The sequence below is a fragment of the Comamonas sp. AG1104 genome, from assembly GCF_003350425.1.
In the GTDB taxonomy this organism is placed as follows: Bacteria; Pseudomonadota; Gammaproteobacteria; order Burkholderiales; family Burkholderiaceae_C; genus Comamonas; species Comamonas testosteroni.
The window spans coordinates 113460-131047 of record NZ_QQAS01000011.1 but is presented as its reverse complement, the minus strand read 5'-3'; the positions used below and the strand labels follow the sequence as shown (position 1 = coordinate 131047).

Below are 17588 nucleotides of genomic sequence, written 5' to 3'. Positions count from 1 at the left end.
ATCAATGCGCAGCGGGAAATCAGCTCGCCCAGCAGCTGAGCCAGCACCTCGTTGCCCATGAGCTCGGCCATGCGCACGTGGAAGTCGCCCAGCAGCTCGGTGCGCTGGCCCACGTCATTGGCTTCCATGGCCTTCTTCTCGGCAGCCACATGCTGCTTGAGGGCGCGAATCTTGGCGGCGCTGCTTTGCTTGACAAAGCTGCGCACCATCTCGGCCTCGAGCATGCGGCGCACGGCAAACACCTGGCGTGCCTCGTCCACAGAAGGCGTGGCCACAAAGGCGCCGCGGGCGGGCTCGAGCCGGATGAGACGGTTCTGCGAAAGCTGGAACAGGGCCTGGCGCACCAGGGTGCGGGAAACTCCAAAGTGGTCGGCCAGCTTTTGCTCGGCCAGCTTGGTGCCGGGCATCAGGCGATGCTCGACGATGGCCTTGGTCAGGCTTTCGACAATGAAACTGGTGGTGGAAGTTTCCATAAATCCATCATAGCGGTTGAAGACAAGTTTTGTATACAGTTTCTGTTCACCAAACATGGTGTTTGTATCGATGTTCAGGCGCAGAAAGCTGTGCGCAAGCGCGCAAACCCAATGGGAGCAAGGGCTTGCAACATTGGTATTGCAAAGATCAGCAGTGTTGTGACTGTGGGGGCTCTGTAAGGGAAAAAAGCCCGAATGCACAATGCGCAGCTATGCAAGCACAGAATACATCCTCGCGCGCGCAGGCCGCGGCAACGCCTGTTCCCCAGCAAGACCCGGCTGGCTTTCTGCGTCATCTGTATGACGTGGCGGTGCGCAATGCCCTGCCCATCGAGGGTCTGGCGCGTCATCTGCCCAAGCCGCCCAAGGGCCGCACGCTGGTGCTGGGCGCCGGCAAGGCCGGCGGCTCCATGGCGCAGGCGCTGGAAGCTCTCTGGCCGCAGGATGCCCCTCTGTCGGGCCTGGTGGTGACGCGCTATGCGCATATTCCCCCACGCCCCGAAGGGCTGGCCCAGCGCCTGGAGGTGGTGGAAGCCGCCCACCCGGTGCCGGACGCGGCCGGTCTGGCTGCGGCCGAGCGCATCCTGGCGCTGACCGAGGGTCTGACGGCCGATGATCTGGTGATCTGCCTGATCTCGGGCGGCGGCTCCTCCCTGCTGACGCTTCCTGCCGAAGGCATCGACCTGGCCGAGAAGCAGCGCATCAACAAGGCGCTGCTGGAGAGTGGCGCGGCGATTGGCGAGATGAACTGCGTGCGCAAGCACCTCTCGCGCATCAAGGGCGGTCGTCTGGCCGCTGCCTGCCATCCTGCCAAGGTGGTGACGCTGACCATCAGCGATGTGCCCGGCGACGATCCTTCTGTGATCGCCAGCGGACCCACGGTGCCGGACGCGTCGACCTGTGCCGACGCACTGGCCATCCTGGACCGCTACCAGATCGGCATTCCCGAGTCCGTGCGCGCTGCGCTGCAAGCCGGCGAGCTGGAGACGCCCAAGCCCGGCGATGCCCGCTTCGAAGGCCATGAGGTGCACCTGATCGCCACGCCGCAGCAGTCGCTGGAAGCGGCGGCAGCCGCCGCCCGCGCGGCCGGCATTGCCGTGCATGTGCTGTCCGACGAGATGGAAGGCGAGTCGCGTGAGGTGGGCAAGGTCCATGCAGCGCTGGCGCGTGCCGTGGCCAGGCATGACCAGCCTTTTGCCAGGCCCTGTGTGATCCTCTCGGGGGGCGAGACCACGGTGACCATCCGTCCGCGCCAACCCGGTGCGGCCAAGGGGCGCGGCGGGCGTGCCGGCGAGTTCTGCCTGGGTCTGGCCCAGGCCCTGCAGGGGCAGGAAAAGGTCTGGGCGCTGGCCGCCGATACCGACGGCATCGACGGTGTCGAGGACAACGCAGGAGCCCGTGTCTCGCCCTGCACACTCAGGCGCGCGGCAGAGCTGAGCCTGCGCATCAGCGATCACCTGGACCGCAACGATGCCTATGGCTACTTTGAAGCGCTGGGCGACCTGGTCATCACCGGCCCCACCCACACCAATGTGAACGACTTCCGCGCAATTCTGATTCTTTGAAACCATCAAATTGAATAGCTGCTTGCGTAGGCTATTCAATGGTTTCAAATAGAAAAATATCTGCAGCTGCCGCTCATCAAGCGGTAGCTGCTATTTTTTATATAGCTGCGGTGTAAAACTGGCGCTACCCATCCCAGTGCTCCGAGCAAGAGCCGCCTCGCGGCGAGGAGCAGTCCCCCTCCGTTAGCGCGCAGCGCGTACAGAGAGGGGGGAAGGCGCGAAGCGCCTCAGAGGGAGCTAGCCCCCTCTTGGCAGATCCTCCCACCAGGCATCGTCGAACTTGCCCTGTAAAAAGGCGATGAAGGACTGCACCTTCTGCGGCACCAGGCGCGGCGAGGGGTAGACGGCGTGGATTTCCTGCTCGGGCAGGCGGCAGGTCTTGAGCACTTCCACCACGCGGCCGTCCTTGAGCGAGTCCTGGGCCACGTAGCGTGGCAGGGCCGCAATGCCCATGTGCGAGCGGGCCGCGGCCAGCAGGGCCGAGAGATTGTTGGAGCGCAGTCGTCCGGTGACGGGAATCGACACCGGCTCGCCGCTGGCATTGCGCAGGCGCCAGATATCGTTGCCCTGCACGCTGCTGTAGATCAGCGTGGAATGCTCCTTGAGATCCGAGGGACGGCGCGGCGTGCCGTGCTTGCGCAGATAGGTGTTGGACGCCACCAGCACCCAGGGGTTGACGCCCAGCATGCGCGCGCCCAGCGAGGAGTCGGCCAGCTTGCCCAGGCGCAGCGCCACGTCGATGCCGTTGGCCACCAGATCGGTGTAGCGGTCCTCGAAGCTCAGATCGACCTGCACCTGCGGGTTGTGCTTCATGAAATCCATGGCCAGCGGAATGAGTACACGGCGCCCGAAGGCCACCGAGCTGCCGATGCGCAGCTGACCCTGGACCTGGGTCTGGCGCACCTTGACCACGTTCTCCGCCTCGGCCACGTCGCTGACGATGATCTTGCACTTTTCGTAGTACAGCGCGCCGGCTTCGGTCAGGCTCACGCCGCGCGTGTTGCGGTTGAGCAGGCGCACCTTGAGGCGCGCCTCCATGGCCGCGACCTGCTTGGTCACGGTGGGCTGGGTGGTGGCGAATTCCTGTGCGACCTTGGTGAAACTGCCGGTCTCCACCACGCGCACAAACATGTGCATTGCGTCGAGTCTGTCCATGGGTTTGTCTCCTATTTATTCTTGGGTGGAATAAATTTTATGGTCTGAGAGCGGCTTCCAGCAAGCAAAGGTCTTGACTAAAGTTCAACCAAGTTTTAAGGAGACCCTCATGGCCAAAATGAAAGCAATCGACGCCGCAGTCCTGGTGCTCGAAAAAGAAGGTGTAACCGTGACGTTTGGTGTGCCCGGCGCGGCCATCAACCCGCTGTACGCTGCAATGAAGAACCACGGCGGCATCGGTCACATTCTGGCCCGTCACGTCGAAGGCGCCAGCCACATGGCCGAAGGCTACACCCGTGCTGTGGCCGGCAATATCGGCGTGTGTATCGGCACCAGCGGCCCCGCCGGCACCGACATGATCACCGGTCTGTACTCGGCCAGCGCCGACTCCATTCCAATCCTGTGCATCACCGGCCAGGCTCCCCGCTCGCGTCTGCACAAGGAAGATTTCCAGGCCGTGGACATCGCCTCCATCGCCAAGCCCGTGACCAAGTGGGCCACTACCGTGCTGGAACCCGCCCAGGTGCCGCGTGCCTTCCAGCAGGCCTTCCACCTGATGCGCTCCGGCCGTCCCGGCCCCGTGCTGATCGACCTGCCCATCGACGTGCAGCTGGCCGAGATCGAATTCGATATCGACACCTATGAGCCCCTGGCCGCCTACAAGCCAGCCGCTTCGCGCAAGCAGGCCGAGAAGGCCATCGAGATGCTCAACGAATCCGAGCGTCCCCTGCTGGTCTCCGGCGGCGGTGTGATCAACGCCGATGCTTCCGATCTGATGGTCGAGCTGGCCGAGATCCTGAACGTGCCCGTGATCCCCACCCTGATGGGCTGGGGCACCATCCCTGACGATCACCCCCTGATGGTCGGCATGTGCGGTCTGCAGACCAGCCACCGTTACGGCAACGCCAACATGCTGGCTTCGGACTTCGTGTTCGGTATCGGCAACCGCTGGGCCAACCGCCACACCGGCTCGGTCGAGGTCTACACCAAGGGCCGCAAGTTCATCCACGTGGACATCGAGCCCACGCAGATCGGCCGCGTGTTCGCGCCTGACTACGGCATCGTCTCCGACGCCAAGGCCGCTCTGGAGCAATTCGTTGCCGTTGCCAAGGAGTGGAAGGCTGCCGGCAAGCTCAAGTGCCGCAAGGCCTGGGTGGCCGAGTGCCAGGGTCGCAAGAACAGCGTCGAGTACCTGCGCAAGACCAACTTCGACAACGTGCCGATGAAGCCCCAGCGCGTCTACCAGTGCATGAACCGCACCCTGGATCGCGACACCACCTATGTGTCCACCATCGGTCTGTCGCAGATCGCCGGTGCCCAGTTCCTGCACGTGTACAAGCCCCGCAACTGGATCAACTGCGGCCAGGCCGGCCCTCTGGGCTGGACCACTCCTGCCGCCCTGGGCGTGCGCGTGGCTGACCCCCAGCGCAAGATCGTGGCGCTGTCCGGCGACTACGACTTCCAGTTCATGATCGAAGAGCTGGCCGTGGGCGCTCAGTTCAAGCTGCCCTATGTTCACGTGCTGGTGAACAACAGCTATCTGGGTCTGATCCGCCAGGCACAGCGCGCTTTCTCGATCGACTATTGCGTGCAATTGGCGTTCGACAATATCAACATGGATGAGGGTGATGCGACCCGCGGCTACGGCGTTGACCATGTTAAGGTCGTTGAAGGTCTGGGTTGCAAGGCGATTCGCGTTCATCGCGCCGAAGACTTTGCCCCCGCCATGCAGCAGGCCGAAGCCTGGATGGCCGAGCACAAGACCCCTGTGGTGATCGAGTGCATCCTGGAGCGTGTGACCAACATCTCCATGGGCGCCGAAATCGACAACGTGGTCGAGTTCGAAGACCTGGCAACCGAAAAGGCCGACGCGCCCAGCGCACTGGCCCTGCTGGACTGATAGGAAAACTCCCCCTGAGCGGCTGTGCCTAGGCGGCCCCGCCGCTTCCCCCTCTCTGCGGGAGGGGGACGACGCCTTCGCTGCGGGGCGGCGCGGCCGGCTCAGGCCCTTGCTGGGCGTCCGCCAGCCCCACTATTAACGATTACCGGAGACTTTTATCATGCCCCGTTTTGCAGCCAACCTGAGCATGTTGTTCACCGAGGTGCCTTTCCTCGAGCGTTTTGAGCGTGCCGCAAACGCAGGCTTTGAAGCCGTGGAATTTCTCTTCCCCTACGCTCATACCGTGGAAGAAATCAAGGAGCGTCTGGACGCCACCGGCCTGAAGATTGTTCTGCACAACCTGCCCGCTGGTGACTGGGACGCGGGCGAGCGCGGCATTGCCTGCGACCCCAAGCGCGTGGATGAGTTCCGCGCTGGCGTGGCCAAGGCCGTGACCTATGCCCACGCCCTGGGTGTGCCCCAGCTCAACTGCCTGGCCGGCAAGGTTCCTGCTGGTGTTGACGCTGCCGTGGTGCGCCGCACTTTCGTGGAAAACCTGCGCTTTGCCGCTGCCGCCCTGAGCGCCGCCAACATCCGCCTGCTCATCGAGCCCATCAACCCCTTCGACATCCCCGGCTTCTACCTGAACCGCACGGATGAAGCGCTGTCCATCCTGGACGAAGTGGGTGCGCCCAACGCCTTTGTGCAGTACGACATCTACCACGCCCAGCGCGTGGAAGGCGAGCTGGCTGCCACCATGCAAAAGCAGCTGGGCCGCATCGGTCACATCCAGCTGGCCGACAACCCCGGTCGTAACGAACCGGGCACCGGCGAGATCAACTACCCCTTCCTGTTTGCACACCTGGATCGCATCGGCTACGACGGCTGGATCGGCTGCGAATACAAGCCTGCCAACGGCACCGAGTCCGGCCTGGGCTGGCTGCAGAAGATCGGCGGCTGGAGCAAGGTCGCAGTGGCTGCCTGAATGGATGAAAAGGCCTGTGACGCCTGCTCGCAAAGCGCCATCGGCCATCGAATTTGAGTATCAAGAAAACTGAGGAGTACAACCATGAACGCATCGTCTCTCAAGCTGGGCTTTATCGGTCTGGGCATCATGGGCGCGCCCATGTGCGGCCACCTGATTGCGGCCGGCCACCAGCTGTTCATCAACACCGTGGGCAAGGTGCCTGCCAACATCGCCGAAACCAGCGCCACCCAGTGCACCACCGCTCGCGGTGTGGCCGAGCGTGCCGACATCATCTTCATCATGGTGCCCGACACTCCCGACGTGGAGAAGGTGCTGTTCGGTGAAGACGGCGTGGCAGCTGGCCTCAAGGGCAGCTCCGGCAAGATCGTGGTCGACATGTCCTCCATCTCGCCCGTGGCCACCAAGGACTTTGCCAAGCGCATCGAAGCTGCTGGCGCCCAGTACCTGGACGCTCCCGTCTCCGGCGGTGAAGTTGGTGCCAAGAACGGCACCCTGTCCATCATGGTCGGCGGCCCCGATGCCGCTTTCGAGCGCGTCAAGCCCCTGTTCGACAAGATGGGCAAGAACATCACCCTGGTGGGCGGCAACGGCGACGGCCAGACAGCCAAGGTGGCCAACCAGATCATCGTGGCGCTGAATATCGAAGCCGTGGCCGAAGCCCTGCTGTTCGCATCGCGCGCCGGTGCAGATCCTGCCCGCGTGCGTGAAGCCCTGCTGGGCGGCTTTGCCTCTTCCAAGATCCTGGAAGTGCATGCCGAACGCATGATCAAGCGCACTTTCGACCCTGGCTTCCGCATTGCCCTGCACCAGAAGGACCTGAACCTGGCCCTGTCCAGCGCACGTCAGCTGGGCGTGTCTCTGCCCAACACCGCTCAGGCCCAGGAACTGTTCAACAGCTGCGTGGCCCACGGCGGCGCGGGCTGGGATCATTCCGGCATGGTGCGTGCCCTGGAAATCCAGGCCAACTTCGAAATCGGTCAGAAGGCTGAATAAGAGCGACGAACACGACCCGGCAAACCGAAGGTTTGCGGTTGAGACGAGGCGCGAAGCCGCAGGCAGTACAGAAGTACGGCAAGGCTTCGCCACGACGTATCAAGGGTTGTGTGGGAGGCTCTGAGAACTAAGGTGGGGAGGGCGGCCACTGGCCACGCGTACGGCCAGCAGCCGCCTCAAGTGAAAGCCGCGCTCGGGGGAGCGCGGCTTTTTTTTGTTCAGCGTCAGTACCCCATGGTCTTTCCGTCAGGGTTGCGCGGGTCCGAGGCACCGCGCAGCAGGCCGTCACGGATCTCGATGGTCTGCGTGCGGCCCATGGATGCCTTCAGTGCCACCTTGTGGCCCCATTGCCTGAGCAGGGCCAGCGTATCGGGGCTGAAGCCCTTTTCAACGCGCAGCTCGTCAGGCGTCCACTGGTGGTGAAAGCGCGGGGTGGCTGCCGCTTCTGCCGGGTTCATGCCGAAGTCGATGTGATTGACGACCTGCTGCAGCACCGTGGTGATGATGCGCGCTCCGCCCGGACTGCCGGTGACCAGAACCGGCTTGCCGTCCTTGAGCACCAGGGTCGGTGTCATTGATGACAGCGGCCGCTTGCCAGCCTGCACGGCATTCGCATCGCCGCCCACCAGGCCATAGGCATTGGCCACGCCGGGCTTGGCCGAGAAATCGTCCATCTCGTTGTTGAGCAAGATCCCCGTGCCCTTGGCGACGATGCCGCTGCCGAAATTGGTGTTCAGCGTGTAGGTCACGGCCACCGCGTTGCCGGCCTTGTCCACCACGGAGTAATGGGTGGTCTGGTCGCTTTCATAAGGTTGGGGCCTGCCGGGCCGGATGTCCTTGGCGGGCCTGGCCTGCTGGGGCTTGATGCTTGCGGCCAGCTCGCTCGCATAGCTCTTGGAGATCAGTCCCTTGAGCGGAATCTTCACGAAGTCCGGGTCGCCCAGATACTCCGAGCGATCGGCATAGGCGAGCTTCATGGCCTCGGTCATGTAGTGCACGCTTTGCGCGCTGTCGGCACCCCATTGATTCATGGGCCAGCGCTCCATCATGTTCAGGATCTGAATCAGATGCGCGCCGCCCGAGGAGGGCGGAGGCATGGTCACGATCTGGTAGCCACGGTAGCTTCCGCGTATGGGTTCGCGCTCGGCGACCTTGTAGTCGCGCAGGTCCTGCAGGCTGAGGGCATTGGCGTGCGGCGCCATCTCCGCCACGATCTTCTGCGCGATTGCTCCCTGATAGAAGGCCTTGGCGCCTTGCTGGCTGATCAGGCGCAGGGACTGCGCCAGATCCTTTTGCACCAGCCTCTGGCCGGTTTGCAGCGGCGCGCCGTTCTTCCAGAAAACGGCCTGGGTGGCGGGCCAGCGGCCCATGTTCTTTTTTTCCTGATCCAGAGTCTTGGCCAGGGTGACGCTGACAGGATAGCCCTTGTCCGCCAGCGCAATCGCCGGAGCCATGACTCTGGCCAGAGGCATGCTGCCCCAGCGCGATAGCGCGTGCGTCATGCCTGCCACGGTGCCGGGCACACCCACGGCGTAGTGGGTGTAGAGCGATTTGCCGTCTATGACCTTGCCGCCGGCATCCAGATACATATTGCGTGACGCACCCCTCGGCGCCACTTCGCGGAAGTCCAGTGCAATGTCCTTGCCGCTCTTGGCGTCGTGCACCATCATGAAGCCGCCGCCGCCGATATTGCCAGCATTGGGCAGGGCCACGGCCAGCGCAAAGCCTACGGCCACGGCGGCATCGACGGCATTGCCGCCCGCCTTGAGAATGTCCACGCCGATCTGCGTGGCCAGCTCCTGCTCCGAGGCCACCATGCCGTTCTTGGCGATGACGGGGTGAAAGACGTCCAGCTCGAAGTCATAGGCAGCAGCGGCTGCCTGGGCGGCGGCGGTCTGGACGACGGCAGGCGCTGCCGCCTGATCAGTGGCATCGCTACGGATGGCCGCGCGTTCGTTGCTGGCGGGCTCTAGCGTGGCCGTGCTGCTGCAGGCGCTCAGGCCGGCCAGAGCGATGAGCAGGCTGGCTGCCAGGGCGGTGGTGCGCAATTGCATGCGTTGTCTCCTGTTCGCTTGATGAATCGGGCCAGTGTATAGAGGCTGAAAAGGAAGCCAACCGGGCAGAGCTGGCTATGTGCCTGAAAGTCAAGGCAGAAAAGCCTTTGATGGAGTACAGAAACTGTATACACTTTAGCGATCAAAGCGCTGCGCTCACGCGCGGGAAGGCTTTGTGATGGCATAGATGTTTCAGGGCTTGCGCAAACAGGAATGCAACAACGGCCTGCCTTCTGGGGCGTCGTCCTGCCTGAACCCGTTTTGCGTAAGTCGTGTGTTTGATACAACCAAGGGCAGTGGCAAACTGCCTGTGAGGAGATTTCCATGGGCCTGAGCACCCACGTTCTCGACACCATGAATGGCTGCCCCGCCGCAGGCATGGCTGTCGAGCTGTTTTCCACCGAAGGCGACAAGGCCACGCTGATCAAGAGCTTGGTGCTCAATCATGACGGCCGCACCGATGCGCCGCTGTTCGACAACAACACGCTCAAGGTCGGCACCTACCGCCTGACCTTCGATGTTGCGGCCTACTTCAAGGCCCGTGGCGTGCAGCTGCCGGAACCCAGCTTTCTGAACAAGGTGAGCCTGGACTTCGGCGTGGCCAATGTGGAGCAGCACTACCACGTGCCTTTGCTGGTCAGCCCCTGGAGCTACTCCACTTATCGCGGCTCCTGAGCGGGACGTGAGTCTCTCGACCAGGGAGACATGGCAAAAACAAGAGCGGCTTGCGCACGTCATTTCAAGGTTTCAGCATTAAAAGGCATTGAAACCAAGATATGACAGGCGCAAGCCGCTCCTGTTTTTTAAGACCTATTTGCCCTTGGAATAAGCCATTGCCACGACCAGGGCGCTCACGAAATAAAAGGCCTGCAGCTCCAGCGCCCAGCCGCCGGTACTGTTGAGCATCAGAATCTGCCGGGTGTGCATCAGCGCAAATGCCACCACCATATTCACCGCGATCACCAGTGCGGCGGGTACCACCCACAGGCCCACCAGCAACAGCAAAGGCGCGACCACTTCGCCCAGATAGACCGCATACGCCAGAAATCCCGGTGCACCCAGACTCTCGATCTTCGCCTCGATGCTGCCTATGCCATAACGAATCTTGGCCCAGCCGTGCAGCAGCATGAGCAAGGCCAGGGTGACACGCAGCACAACCAGAGCTGCCTTGGGGTGGTGAAAGTAATTCCAGAACTTCATGAATTTCCTGTCGTCCGCGCGATGCTTATATCAACAATGCTAGCGCCTGTTTCGGACAATTCGTCTGATTGCCTATGGATGGGGCCAAGTGTTGTCTTGTGTTCATGTTGTAGGTCTTTTTCGACAACTGCGCTTGCCTTCTGTAGGCCAATGGCGCAAGCTGTAACCGCTGAGTTTTATCGGCAACGCTGCGCACTAGCATCGTGCCAACCCTGTTTCTGACAGCTTTGCATCGGGGGGATGTGCAAAAGCGACTCAATGTCGGACTGCAGGACCTTCTACCTCTGAAATGTGTCTACACATTCATCCCATGAAAGGATATAGGTATGCGTCAAATTTCTCTGCGTTCTGTTGCGATGGCTGCTGCACTGGCTGCCGGTGCCATGACCATGACGGCCTGCACCACGACCAAGCCTGACACGGCATCGGCTCCCCGTGCCGATTCCACAACGGTCAATACCCGTGCCAATGCAGCTCTGGAGCGCCTGTACCAGACCGCACCAGGATCCAAGGAGATGGTGCAACGCGCCAAGGGTGTGCTGATCTTCCCGTCGGTGATTGGCGGCAGCTTTGTGGTGGGGGTCGAGCATGGCCGCGGCGTGCTGCGCGTGGGCGGTCACAACCGTGGTTTCTACAGCACGACAGCGGCCTCTATCGGATGGCAAGCTGGCGGTCAGTCCAAGGCTGTGATCTATGTGTTCAACACACAGGAAGCTCTGGACAAGTTCCTCAAGAGCGACGGCTGGTCCGTGGGGGCTGATGCCACCGTGGCCGCAGGCAAGATCGGTGCCAACGGCAGCGTGGACACCACGACCGCCCAGGCTCCGGTCACCAGCTATGTGCTGACCAACGCGGGTCTGGAAGCGGGCGTATCGCTGCAGGGCACCAAGATCACCAAGGTGGTCGAATAAGCCTCGCCTGGCTTGTCGCAACAAAAAACCGGCCTTGGCCGGTTTTTTGTTGTCCGATGCAGCTCGCTGCATCGCTGTGAGCTTTTACTGGCCCAGCTGACCTTCGGTCAGGGTGTCGAGCTGGAAGCGTCCCGACTTGTCCCACAGCCAGGTGTCGGTATAGGTCACGCTGCGGCCCGCAGCAGGGAAGGGGGCAGCGGAGCGCACGGCTCGCTCGATCTCGGCCACCACTTCGGGGGCATGGCTTGGCTTGCGCATCCAGTGCAGGTTTTTCACGCGGCCCTGGCCGTCAAGCTGAACTTGGAGCACGCCGATCGCATACAGCATGGGCGGCAGCATGCCCTGGTAGATGCGGCCGGAGTTGCGTTCATATAGATGCTGGGCAGCCTGCTTGCGATAGCCGGGGCTGGCCTTGTCGGCAGGCGTCGTACCGATGGATGGGCTTTGAGGTGCGATCTGACAGGCGGTCAGCACCGCTGCAACGGCAGCCATCATCCCGGTCCGCAGCCACTTCAGGGGACGGCGGGCTGGTGTGGCGCGGGTGGGGTCGTGGGTTTCAGACATGCCGCCAAGCGTAGCCGCAAATGGACGGAGGCAGCTGCCTGGGGGCGCAATTCTGACGCCTCCTCGTGAAAAATCTGCAACGACTCGTCAAATCCGGTTCAGATATGCATCCGATTAATGTGCTCATACGCTTGTCTGTCTATTGCGACTCGCAAAATGCATGAACATCGGTCATCAAAGCAATCGGCGTTCGGTCATGTGGAGTGAAACACAGCAAGGAATCTTGAACCGTCTGGCGCAGCAGCCGCTGTGCTGGGTGCAGGTACATGCCACTCGTGGCTCCGTTCCCCGTGAGGAGGGGGCCTGGATGGCTGTGTTTGCCGATGAGGTGATGGGGACGATCGGTGGTGGTCATCTGGAGTGGCAGGCCATTGCCCAGGCTCGCCAGTTGCTGGCGCAGTGGGACGCAGACCCCTCAGCCTTGCGCGAGCATATCCAGCGGTATGCGCTTGGCCCCAGTCTGGGCCAATGCTGCGGCGGTGCCCTGGAGCTGCACTTTGCATGGTTTGATGCCCGCGATGCCCAACGTCTGCGAGCCTTGATGCCCGAGCCGTCGCAGTGTGTGGCCTTGTTCGGCGCGGGCCATGTGGGGCATGCGCTGGTGCGCATCTTGCGCAGCTTGCCGTACCGCGTGGTCTGGGTGGACAGCCGCGATGCAGTCTTTCCCGTGGAAGAGCAGATAGGTGTGCAGTGCGAGCATTCCGATCCGGTGCAGGCTGCGGTGGCACAGCTGCCGCCGCAGTCGCAGGTGCTCATCATGAGCTTCAGCCATGCCGAAGACCTGGAGGTTGTTGGGCAATGCCTGCTGCGCCAGCGTGAGCGAGGAGATCTGCCTTTTGTGGGGTTGATTGGCAGCAAGACCAAATGGGCCAGTTTCAGCAGCCGCCTGCGCAGTCGAGGGTTCAGCGATGCAGAGCTGGCTCACATCACCTGCCCGATCGGCGTGCCGGGAATTACCGGCAAGGAGCCCGAGGTGATCGCTGTGGCGGTGGCTGCACAGCTTCTGCAGCGCTTGTCTGCGAGCTGATGGTGCAATGAATGCCCTGATCTGGGGCGTGTTGCCGCAAACATACTGTTACCTGCCCTAAAAATCAGGCCCGATCCTTGCATATCGCTCTTGTATTAGGGAAATCTCTAGGATGGTTTATCCCTGATTCGAGGATTGTGGCAGCAAAAATTGCATACACTTTCGGTCGACAGAATGGTCGCAGCGGTGCCCCGTGTGTAACGTCCGGGAGCGCGGCCTTTTCTTCTGCTCAGAGCGCCCGCAGTGGTGAGCAGGTTGTTCGGCAGCCCCACGCTGCCAAGGTTGAGAGCTATGGAAAGCTACATTCTCGACTGGGCCGGCCTGCTGTTGCGGTGGCTCCACGTCATTACCGCGATCGCCTGGGTCGGTTCCTCCTTCTACTTTGTGTTCCTGGACAGCAGCTTGACGCCGCCCGTGGATGACGACCTGAAAAAGCAGGGCGTTAACGGCGAACTCTGGGCTGTGCACGGTGGCGGTTTCTACCACCCCGTCAAGTTCAATGTGTCTCCTCCCAAGATGCCGGATCACCTGCACTGGTTCTACTGGGAAAGCTACACCACGTGGCTGTCCGGTTTTGCCCTGCTGACGGTCTCCTACCTCTGGAACGCCAATATCTATCTGGTCACTCCCGGCGACCCCAATGCCATGAGCACCGGCGCCGCTGTGGCTTCGGCTCTGGGCTTCCTGGTGGTCTTCTGGCTGCTGTATGACTTCATCTGCCGCACCTTCGGCCAGAAGAAGAATGGCGACGCCACCGTCGGTGCCATGGTTCTGGTCCTGGTGTGTATCGCCGCCTACCTGGCCTGCCACATCTTCCCCGGCCAGGCAGCCTTCCTGCTGATGGGCGCGATGATCGCGACGTCCATGAGCGCCAACGTGTTCTTCTGGATCATCCCTGGCCAGCGCAAGGTGGTGGCTTCGCTCAAGGCTGGTGAGCCTGTGGACCCTCGTCACGGCCAACGTGCCAAGCAGCGCAGCGTGCACAACACGTATTTCACGCTGCCCGTGCTGTTCGCCATGCTGTCCAATCACTATGGCTGGTTGTACAGCCACAAGCTGAACTGGCTGGTGCTGATCGGCATGATGTTTGCCGGCGCTGCCATTCGCCAGTTCTTCGTGATGCGCCATGGCTACAAGCTCGGTCGCAACAGCCACCCCTGGCCTTACGCTGCTGTCGGCGTAGCTGCTCTGCTGGCCGTGTTTGTCTGGCTCAAGCCTGCTCCTGTGGCTGCAACCGCTCCTGTTGCTGCAGCGCCTGCCGCTCCAGCTCCTGCAGCACCCGCTGCCACTGCCGAGCCAGCGGCTCCCGCCGCTGAAGGCGCAGCACCGGCAGCCGCAGCACCGGCCGCTGCTGGTGGCGAAGGCTTTGCCAAGGTCAATGCCATCTTCCAGCAGCATTGTGTGGTGTGCCACGGCACTGCCATCCAGCAAAAGGCGGTCCGTCTGGACTCCCCCGAAGCAGTGAAGTCGCACGCCCAGCAGATCTACCAGCAGGTGGTTCAGCTGAAGAAAATGCCTTTTGGCAATCCTGGCGCACTGTCCGAGGACGAGCGCAACCTGATCAAGACCTGGTACGAGTCCGGCGCTGCCGTGAACTGATCATCAGCTGTTGTTCTGGGTAATCAAAGTCGTCAACTGGAAACTAAAGTCGTAAACATCGACCTGGCATCCATGCGGCTTTCCTGGAGGGGGCGCGGCATCAAAGTCGTCAACTCCCTTCCCCAATAGAAAAAGCGCTCGTTGTGAGCGCTTTTTCTATTGAAGATTCAATGGGCTGGATTCACGAGCGTAGCGCAAGCGTGGGACCCCCCGTGAATAAATCCGAGAACACCCCTGAGGCCGTATGCAGTCGCTCAACTCAAAGATGCCTATGACTGCCAGTGCCCAAAGCAGTCATTTGAGCGCGACTGCCATGGAGGTCTGCTTTAAAGCTCAAAGCAGTCACTGGACTGTCACGAATTCCAGGTGCCCTTTTTTGCCTGCATCGAACCGGTGCTTTCGACCCATAGCGGTCCTAGCAATAGCGTATAAACAGGCTTTGGCAGAAGGTCCGAATGAATCAAGAAACCAATAAATATGTTGTACAAGCTATTGCTGAGTACGCCCTATTTCTTGAGTTCTCAGGAGAAGATGTGCTCTCACCTGATGCAGCAATTCAAGCAATGGAGCAATTGGCTGCAACTCTGCAGATGGCAGATGAAGAAACCAAGTCTTCGCTGTGTTTGCAGTTTGAAACCCTTGCTGCGAAGTCTTCCGGGCAGCAGTCCACTTTCCTTCGGGGGCTGAGTGAGGCTCTGGGTCTAGCAAAGGGCTGAGCGTTACCTGTACGGCTGCTTCTGGCCGGTGGCGGCTGTCGCTGTTCGGCCCAAAGTAGGTATTCAAGTTGACTTGCCCTTACTGGCTGCAACTGTAAGTGGCTGAATTTTCCCTGCCAAGGCCGCATGCATTAGCCGTTGAAACGTTGGGCAATCAAGATGGTTTTTCTCGGGGCAGTTGGCTGCATGTCGTAAGCCGTCACGCACTGCCTTTAATTGCTTGATGGATCTCTCTACTAGATCGGCCTTGGCGAGCAACATTTCTCTAGGTACCTGAATGTTCCCATCAAGAGGCAACATTGCTCTAATTTCGTCGAGTGAGAACCCTGCTGCCCGTCCGAGAGCGATGACCGATAAGTGCTCTAGAACTTGAGCATCAAACAGTCGCCGCTGACCATGTCTCCCGATAGAGCGGATCAACCCTTTCTCTTCATAGAAACGAAGTGTTGGTGCAGATAGTCCTGTTCGTTTTGCTACTTCTGTGATGTCCATATTCAGGTCTTGCGCTCAAGTGCACTTGAGCTTTTACAGTGGTTCACATCACTGTAAATCACCAGAAGCAATACGAAAAAATGACTACGCTGACAAACGGTTGGACGCTGATTTTTGGTCTTGGCGTTGGCGCAACATTACTGATGGACTTGTGGTCTGCCGTGCTCCGTCGCATGGGAATAGCCACCTTGAACTACGCAATGCTTGGACGCTGGTGCCTTCACTGGCGCAACGGTATCTGGTTTCACAAGTCAGTCAAAGAGGCTCAACCAATGGGCGGCGAAAATGTCGTTGGCTGGACGCTGCACTATCTGACAGGAATTGCTTTCGCGCAGGTATTTGTGCTCGTTACAGGGCGCCAGTGGATAGAAGTGCCTGCCTTGGCTCCAGCGCTGATTTTTGGCGTGGCGACAGTGCTTTTCCCGTGGACCGTCTTGCAACCAGCGCTAGGGGCTGGATTCGCAAGTGCGAAAACACCTCGTCCATGGCTCAGCCGCGTAGTGAGTCTGGCGACGCATCTGGTTTTTGGAGCCAGCCTATACCTTTGCGCCAGAGCCTTCATGGCACTTTAACGACTGCTTCTAGGCGGTAGCAGCCAGCCACCGAGGGCTGCTCGCGCCCCAGAGCGGTCATGCACTAATGCCTGAATTAAGCTGAGCCGCGAAGCGGCTTCGGCTTGAATGAATTGTTATGTTGCATCCGCGTGCTCCTCAAGGGCCTTGAGCACCTCCAGCGTGATCTCCGCTGGATTGCCGTACGTTCCGTTGAAAGCCAACTGAAGCTCATCATCGAGCACGTTAAATTGATAGTAGACATCGTCGGGAAGGCTAGTTGTTTGAGCTACACGCATGGCAGCGAGAGTCGCCTCTTCTACGGTTACGTCCCCAGCCTTGAGTTGGACAAGTATGTCGGCCAAGAGGAGCCTGCCCGCAGCCTGCTGATCTCCACCGTGGGCTGCGGCTTGGAGCGCATCCATGGCGCTGTTGTGATCATTGGCAATTGCAATCTCAATGACCTCAAAGGGGGGCTCGTCTAACGCTTCAATGATAGAAAAGGCCCAATCCTTGCCTCTTTGAAGCGGCAACACGCCAACAGCGACTCCAGCCCAAAAGTATGAGCAGATCGTTCCTTGCGTAACGCTCGTGGGAAACTCTCTGTGCGACATAACTAAATTTTGAAGACATGCAGCAGGTAAGCTTAGTTCGCCTAATGCTGTATGAGCTTAGTAGGAAGGTCTGAATGACCGCTCTTGGCCGATCTGCGACTGTCGCCGACCGACCCGGCGCGGCCGTTCACCGAGATACTTTAGTGATGCATTACTAGGTTGAAACCTTCCTGAGGCGATGGCTCAACAAAGTGTTTTGTGATCTGCTCAAACTGCTCATCCGTTGCCTGAAATGGATGATCTCCAGACGAATTCCGAAGACGCAACCGCTGTTTGCATTCTTCGTCCGACACATTGAGGAAATGCAAGTAGTGGGATGCTCCCGCATTTTCAAAAATTCGGCGTCCCCACGCCCTCGCGCTGAGAGTATTGAAAGGGAAGTCCAGCACTACGGAGGTTCCTGACTTGAGAAGGTCAACGACATGCATCTCCATGGCTAATCGCAGGCGGTTTGATAGCCTTACGTAGTCTGTGACGGAGCGAAGCTCGTCAGGATAGAGCTGAGCCAACCAACCATCCTCACTAATGAGCACGGTCTGCGGATTGGATGCGAGTTGTCTGGCAAGTGTGGATTTGCCCGCAGCAATCTTTCCGCTGATGAGGTGAAGCAAGCCGATCCTGGACTGGATGGCAAAAGCTTGTCCAGCATGAGTGAAGTCCATTCTTCCATCTCCTTTTAACGGTGCCCCGGAGACAGAAAACCCACCTCCAGGGTGGGTTGCATGGCTACATGGTCGCGAGCTATCCCACCTTCAATCTGAAGATGGCAATAATTCGCTTGGTAACATTTCGAGCCATGGGAGCATG

The 17588-nt window shown here is 60.4% G+C and carries 18 protein-coding genes; 10 read left to right on the top strand and 8 right to left on the bottom strand.

Going from position 1 to position 17588, the window contains the following annotated elements:
* The coding region (locus tag DFO48_RS23085; RefSeq protein ID WP_147282770.1) for a GntR family transcriptional regulator at positions 1–473 on the bottom strand (473 nt) is incomplete at its 3' end.
* A 212-nt stretch (positions 474–685) separates the two neighbouring features.
* Here DFO48_RS23085 and DFO48_RS23080 point away from each other — a divergent pair.
* Positions 686–2038 carry a glycerate kinase gene (locus tag DFO48_RS23080; RefSeq protein ID WP_114864883.1) on the top strand — a complete coding sequence of 451 codons (1353 nt, stop codon included), beginning with the start codon at positions 686–688 and terminating at the stop codon, positions 2036–2038.
* A gap of 237 nt (positions 2039–2275) precedes the next feature.
* Here DFO48_RS23080 and DFO48_RS23075 read toward each other — a convergent pair whose 3' ends face one another.
* The gene (locus DFO48_RS23075) at positions 2276–3193 is read right to left on the bottom strand and encodes a LysR family transcriptional regulator (RefSeq protein ID WP_003052436.1); all 918 of its coding nucleotides are present in this window, start codon (positions 3191–3193) and stop codon (positions 2276–2278) included.
* A 109-nt stretch (positions 3194–3302) separates the two neighbouring features.
* On the opposite strand from DFO48_RS23075, the gene gcl reads away from it, so the two are divergent.
* The 3 genes from gcl (at position 3303) to glxR (ending at position 7053) form a co-directional block, all read left to right on the top strand.
* Positions 3303–5093, top strand: a complete 1791-nt coding sequence (gene gcl, locus DFO48_RS23070; protein ID WP_003073273.1) for a glyoxylate carboligase — start codon at positions 3303–3305, stop codon at positions 5091–5093.
* Positions 5094–5253: 160 nt separating this feature from the next.
* Positions 5254–6057, top strand: a complete 804-nt coding sequence (hyi, locus tag DFO48_RS23065) for a hydroxypyruvate isomerase (RefSeq protein WP_114864882.1) — start codon at positions 5254–5256, stop codon at positions 6055–6057.
* Between the two features lie 84 nt (positions 6058–6141).
* Positions 6142–7053 (top strand): 2-hydroxy-3-oxopropionate reductase, encoded by a 912-nt coding sequence (gene glxR / locus DFO48_RS23060; protein WP_114864881.1) that lies wholly within the window; start codon positions 6142–6144, stop codon positions 7051–7053.
* A gap of 224 nt (positions 7054–7277) precedes the next feature.
* Here the strand turns inward: glxR and ggt are convergent, their stop codons facing one another.
* Complete coding sequence (ggt, locus tag DFO48_RS23055) at positions 7278–9107, bottom strand: gamma-glutamyltransferase (RefSeq protein WP_114864880.1); 1830 nt, start codon at positions 9105–9107, stop codon at positions 7278–7280.
* Positions 9108–9431: 324 nt separating this feature from the next.
* On the opposite strand from ggt, the gene uraH reads away from it, so the two are divergent.
* A complete protein-coding gene (uraH, locus tag DFO48_RS23050; protein WP_003070903.1) occupies positions 9432–9782 on the top strand; it encodes a hydroxyisourate hydrolase in 351 nt (116 codons plus the stop codon).
* A gap of 135 nt (positions 9783–9917) precedes the next feature.
* Here the strand turns inward: uraH and DFO48_RS23045 are convergent, their stop codons facing one another.
* A complete protein-coding gene (locus DFO48_RS23045) occupies positions 9918–10307 on the bottom strand; it encodes a DoxX family protein (RefSeq protein ID WP_003073280.1) in 390 nt (129 codons plus the stop codon).
* Positions 10308–10633: 326 nt separating this feature from the next.
* On the opposite strand from DFO48_RS23045, the gene DFO48_RS23040 reads away from it, so the two are divergent.
* Positions 10634–11218 (top strand): YSC84-related protein, encoded by a 585-nt coding sequence (locus DFO48_RS23040; protein ID WP_003073282.1) that lies wholly within the window; start codon positions 10634–10636, stop codon positions 11216–11218.
* Between the two features lie 84 nt (positions 11219–11302).
* Here the strand turns inward: DFO48_RS23040 and DFO48_RS23035 are convergent, their stop codons facing one another.
* Positions 11303–11713 (bottom strand): hypothetical protein, encoded by a 411-nt coding sequence (locus DFO48_RS23035; protein WP_003073284.1) that lies wholly within the window; start codon positions 11711–11713, stop codon positions 11303–11305.
* Positions 11714–11978: 265 nt separating this feature from the next.
* On the opposite strand from DFO48_RS23035, the gene xdhC reads away from it, so the two are divergent.
* From xdhC to DFO48_RS23020, 3 genes are all read left to right on the top strand, one after another.
* Positions 11979–12809: a xanthine dehydrogenase accessory protein XdhC gene (gene xdhC / locus DFO48_RS23030; RefSeq protein WP_003073286.1), complete on the top strand. Its 831-nt coding sequence runs from the start codon at positions 11979–11981 to the stop codon at positions 12807–12809.
* A gap of 291 nt (positions 12810–13100) precedes the next feature.
* Complete coding sequence (locus DFO48_RS23025) at positions 13101–14408, top strand: urate hydroxylase PuuD (RefSeq protein WP_003073288.1); 1308 nt, start codon at positions 13101–13103, stop codon at positions 14406–14408.
* Positions 14409–14863: 455 nt separating this feature from the next.
* Positions 14864–15124 (top strand): hypothetical protein, encoded by a 261-nt coding sequence (locus tag DFO48_RS23020; protein WP_003073290.1) that lies wholly within the window; start codon positions 14864–14866, stop codon positions 15122–15124.
* 63 nt (positions 15125–15187) lie between these two features.
* Here the strand turns inward: DFO48_RS23020 and DFO48_RS23015 are convergent, their stop codons facing one another.
* On the bottom strand, positions 15188–15616 hold the full coding sequence (locus DFO48_RS23015; protein ID WP_003073292.1) for a helix-turn-helix domain-containing protein: 429 nt from the start codon (positions 15614–15616) through the stop codon (positions 15188–15190).
* A gap of 38 nt (positions 15617–15654) precedes the next feature.
* On the opposite strand from DFO48_RS23015, the gene DFO48_RS23010 reads away from it, so the two are divergent.
* On the top strand, positions 15655–16188 hold the full coding sequence (locus tag DFO48_RS23010; protein ID WP_233506499.1) for a DUF2938 domain-containing protein: 534 nt from the start codon (positions 15655–15657) through the stop codon (positions 16186–16188).
* 116 nt (positions 16189–16304) lie between these two features.
* Here DFO48_RS23010 and DFO48_RS23005 read toward each other — a convergent pair whose 3' ends face one another.
* Positions 16305–16703 carry a hypothetical protein gene (locus tag DFO48_RS23005; RefSeq protein ID WP_147282769.1) on the bottom strand — a complete coding sequence of 133 codons (399 nt, stop codon included), beginning with the start codon at positions 16701–16703 and terminating at the stop codon, positions 16305–16307.
* A 218-nt stretch (positions 16704–16921) separates the two neighbouring features.
* Positions 16922–17443, bottom strand: coding sequence for an ATP-binding protein (locus DFO48_RS23000; protein WP_114864878.1), 522 nt, complete (start codon positions 17441–17443; stop codon positions 16922–16924).
* Positions 17444–17588: the final 145 nt, after the last annotated feature.

Bases quoted from the DNA above. Each gene is read 5' to 3' on its own strand.
- DFO48_RS23045 (WP_003073280.1), bottom strand. From the start codon at position 10,307: ATGAAGTTCTGGAATTACTTTCACCACCCCAAGGCAGCTCTGGTTGTG.
- xdhC (WP_003073286.1), top strand. From the start codon at position 11,979: ATGTGGAGTGAAACACAGCAAGGAATCTTGAACCGTCTGGCGCAGCAG.
- glxR (WP_114864881.1), top strand. From the start codon at position 6,142: ATGAACGCATCGTCTCTCAAGCTGGGCTTTATCGGTCTGGGCATCATG.
- hyi (WP_114864882.1), top strand. From the start codon at position 5,254: ATGCCCCGTTTTGCAGCCAACCTGAGCATGTTGTTCACCGAGGTGCCT.
- DFO48_RS23025 (WP_003073288.1), top strand. From the start codon at position 13,101: ATGGAAAGCTACATTCTCGACTGGGCCGGCCTGCTGTTGCGGTGGCTC.
- gcl (WP_003073273.1), top strand. From the start codon at position 3,303: ATGGCCAAAATGAAAGCAATCGACGCCGCAGTCCTGGTGCTCGAAAAA.
- uraH (WP_003070903.1), top strand. From the start codon at position 9,432: ATGGGCCTGAGCACCCACGTTCTCGACACCATGAATGGCTGCCCCGCC.
- DFO48_RS23075 (WP_003052436.1), bottom strand. From the start codon at position 3,193: ATGGACAGACTCGACGCAATGCACATGTTTGTGCGCGTGGTGGAGACC.
- ggt (WP_114864880.1), bottom strand. From the start codon at position 9,107: ATGCAATTGCGCACCACCGCCCTGGCAGCCAGCCTGCTCATCGCTCTG.
- DFO48_RS23000 (WP_114864878.1), bottom strand. From the start codon at position 17,443: ATGGACTTCACTCATGCTGGACAAGCTTTTGCCATCCAGTCCAGGATC.
- DFO48_RS23080 (WP_114864883.1), top strand. From the start codon at position 686: ATGCAAGCACAGAATACATCCTCGCGCGCGCAGGCCGCGGCAACGCCT.
- DFO48_RS23020 (WP_003073290.1), top strand. From the start codon at position 14,864: ATGAATCAAGAAACCAATAAATATGTTGTACAAGCTATTGCTGAGTAC.
- DFO48_RS23035 (WP_003073284.1), bottom strand. From the start codon at position 11,713: ATGATGGCTGCCGTTGCAGCGGTGCTGACCGCCTGTCAGATCGCACCT.
- DFO48_RS23040 (WP_003073282.1), top strand. From the start codon at position 10,634: ATGCGTCAAATTTCTCTGCGTTCTGTTGCGATGGCTGCTGCACTGGCT.
- DFO48_RS23015 (WP_003073292.1), bottom strand. From the start codon at position 15,616: ATGGACATCACAGAAGTAGCAAAACGAACAGGACTATCTGCACCAACA.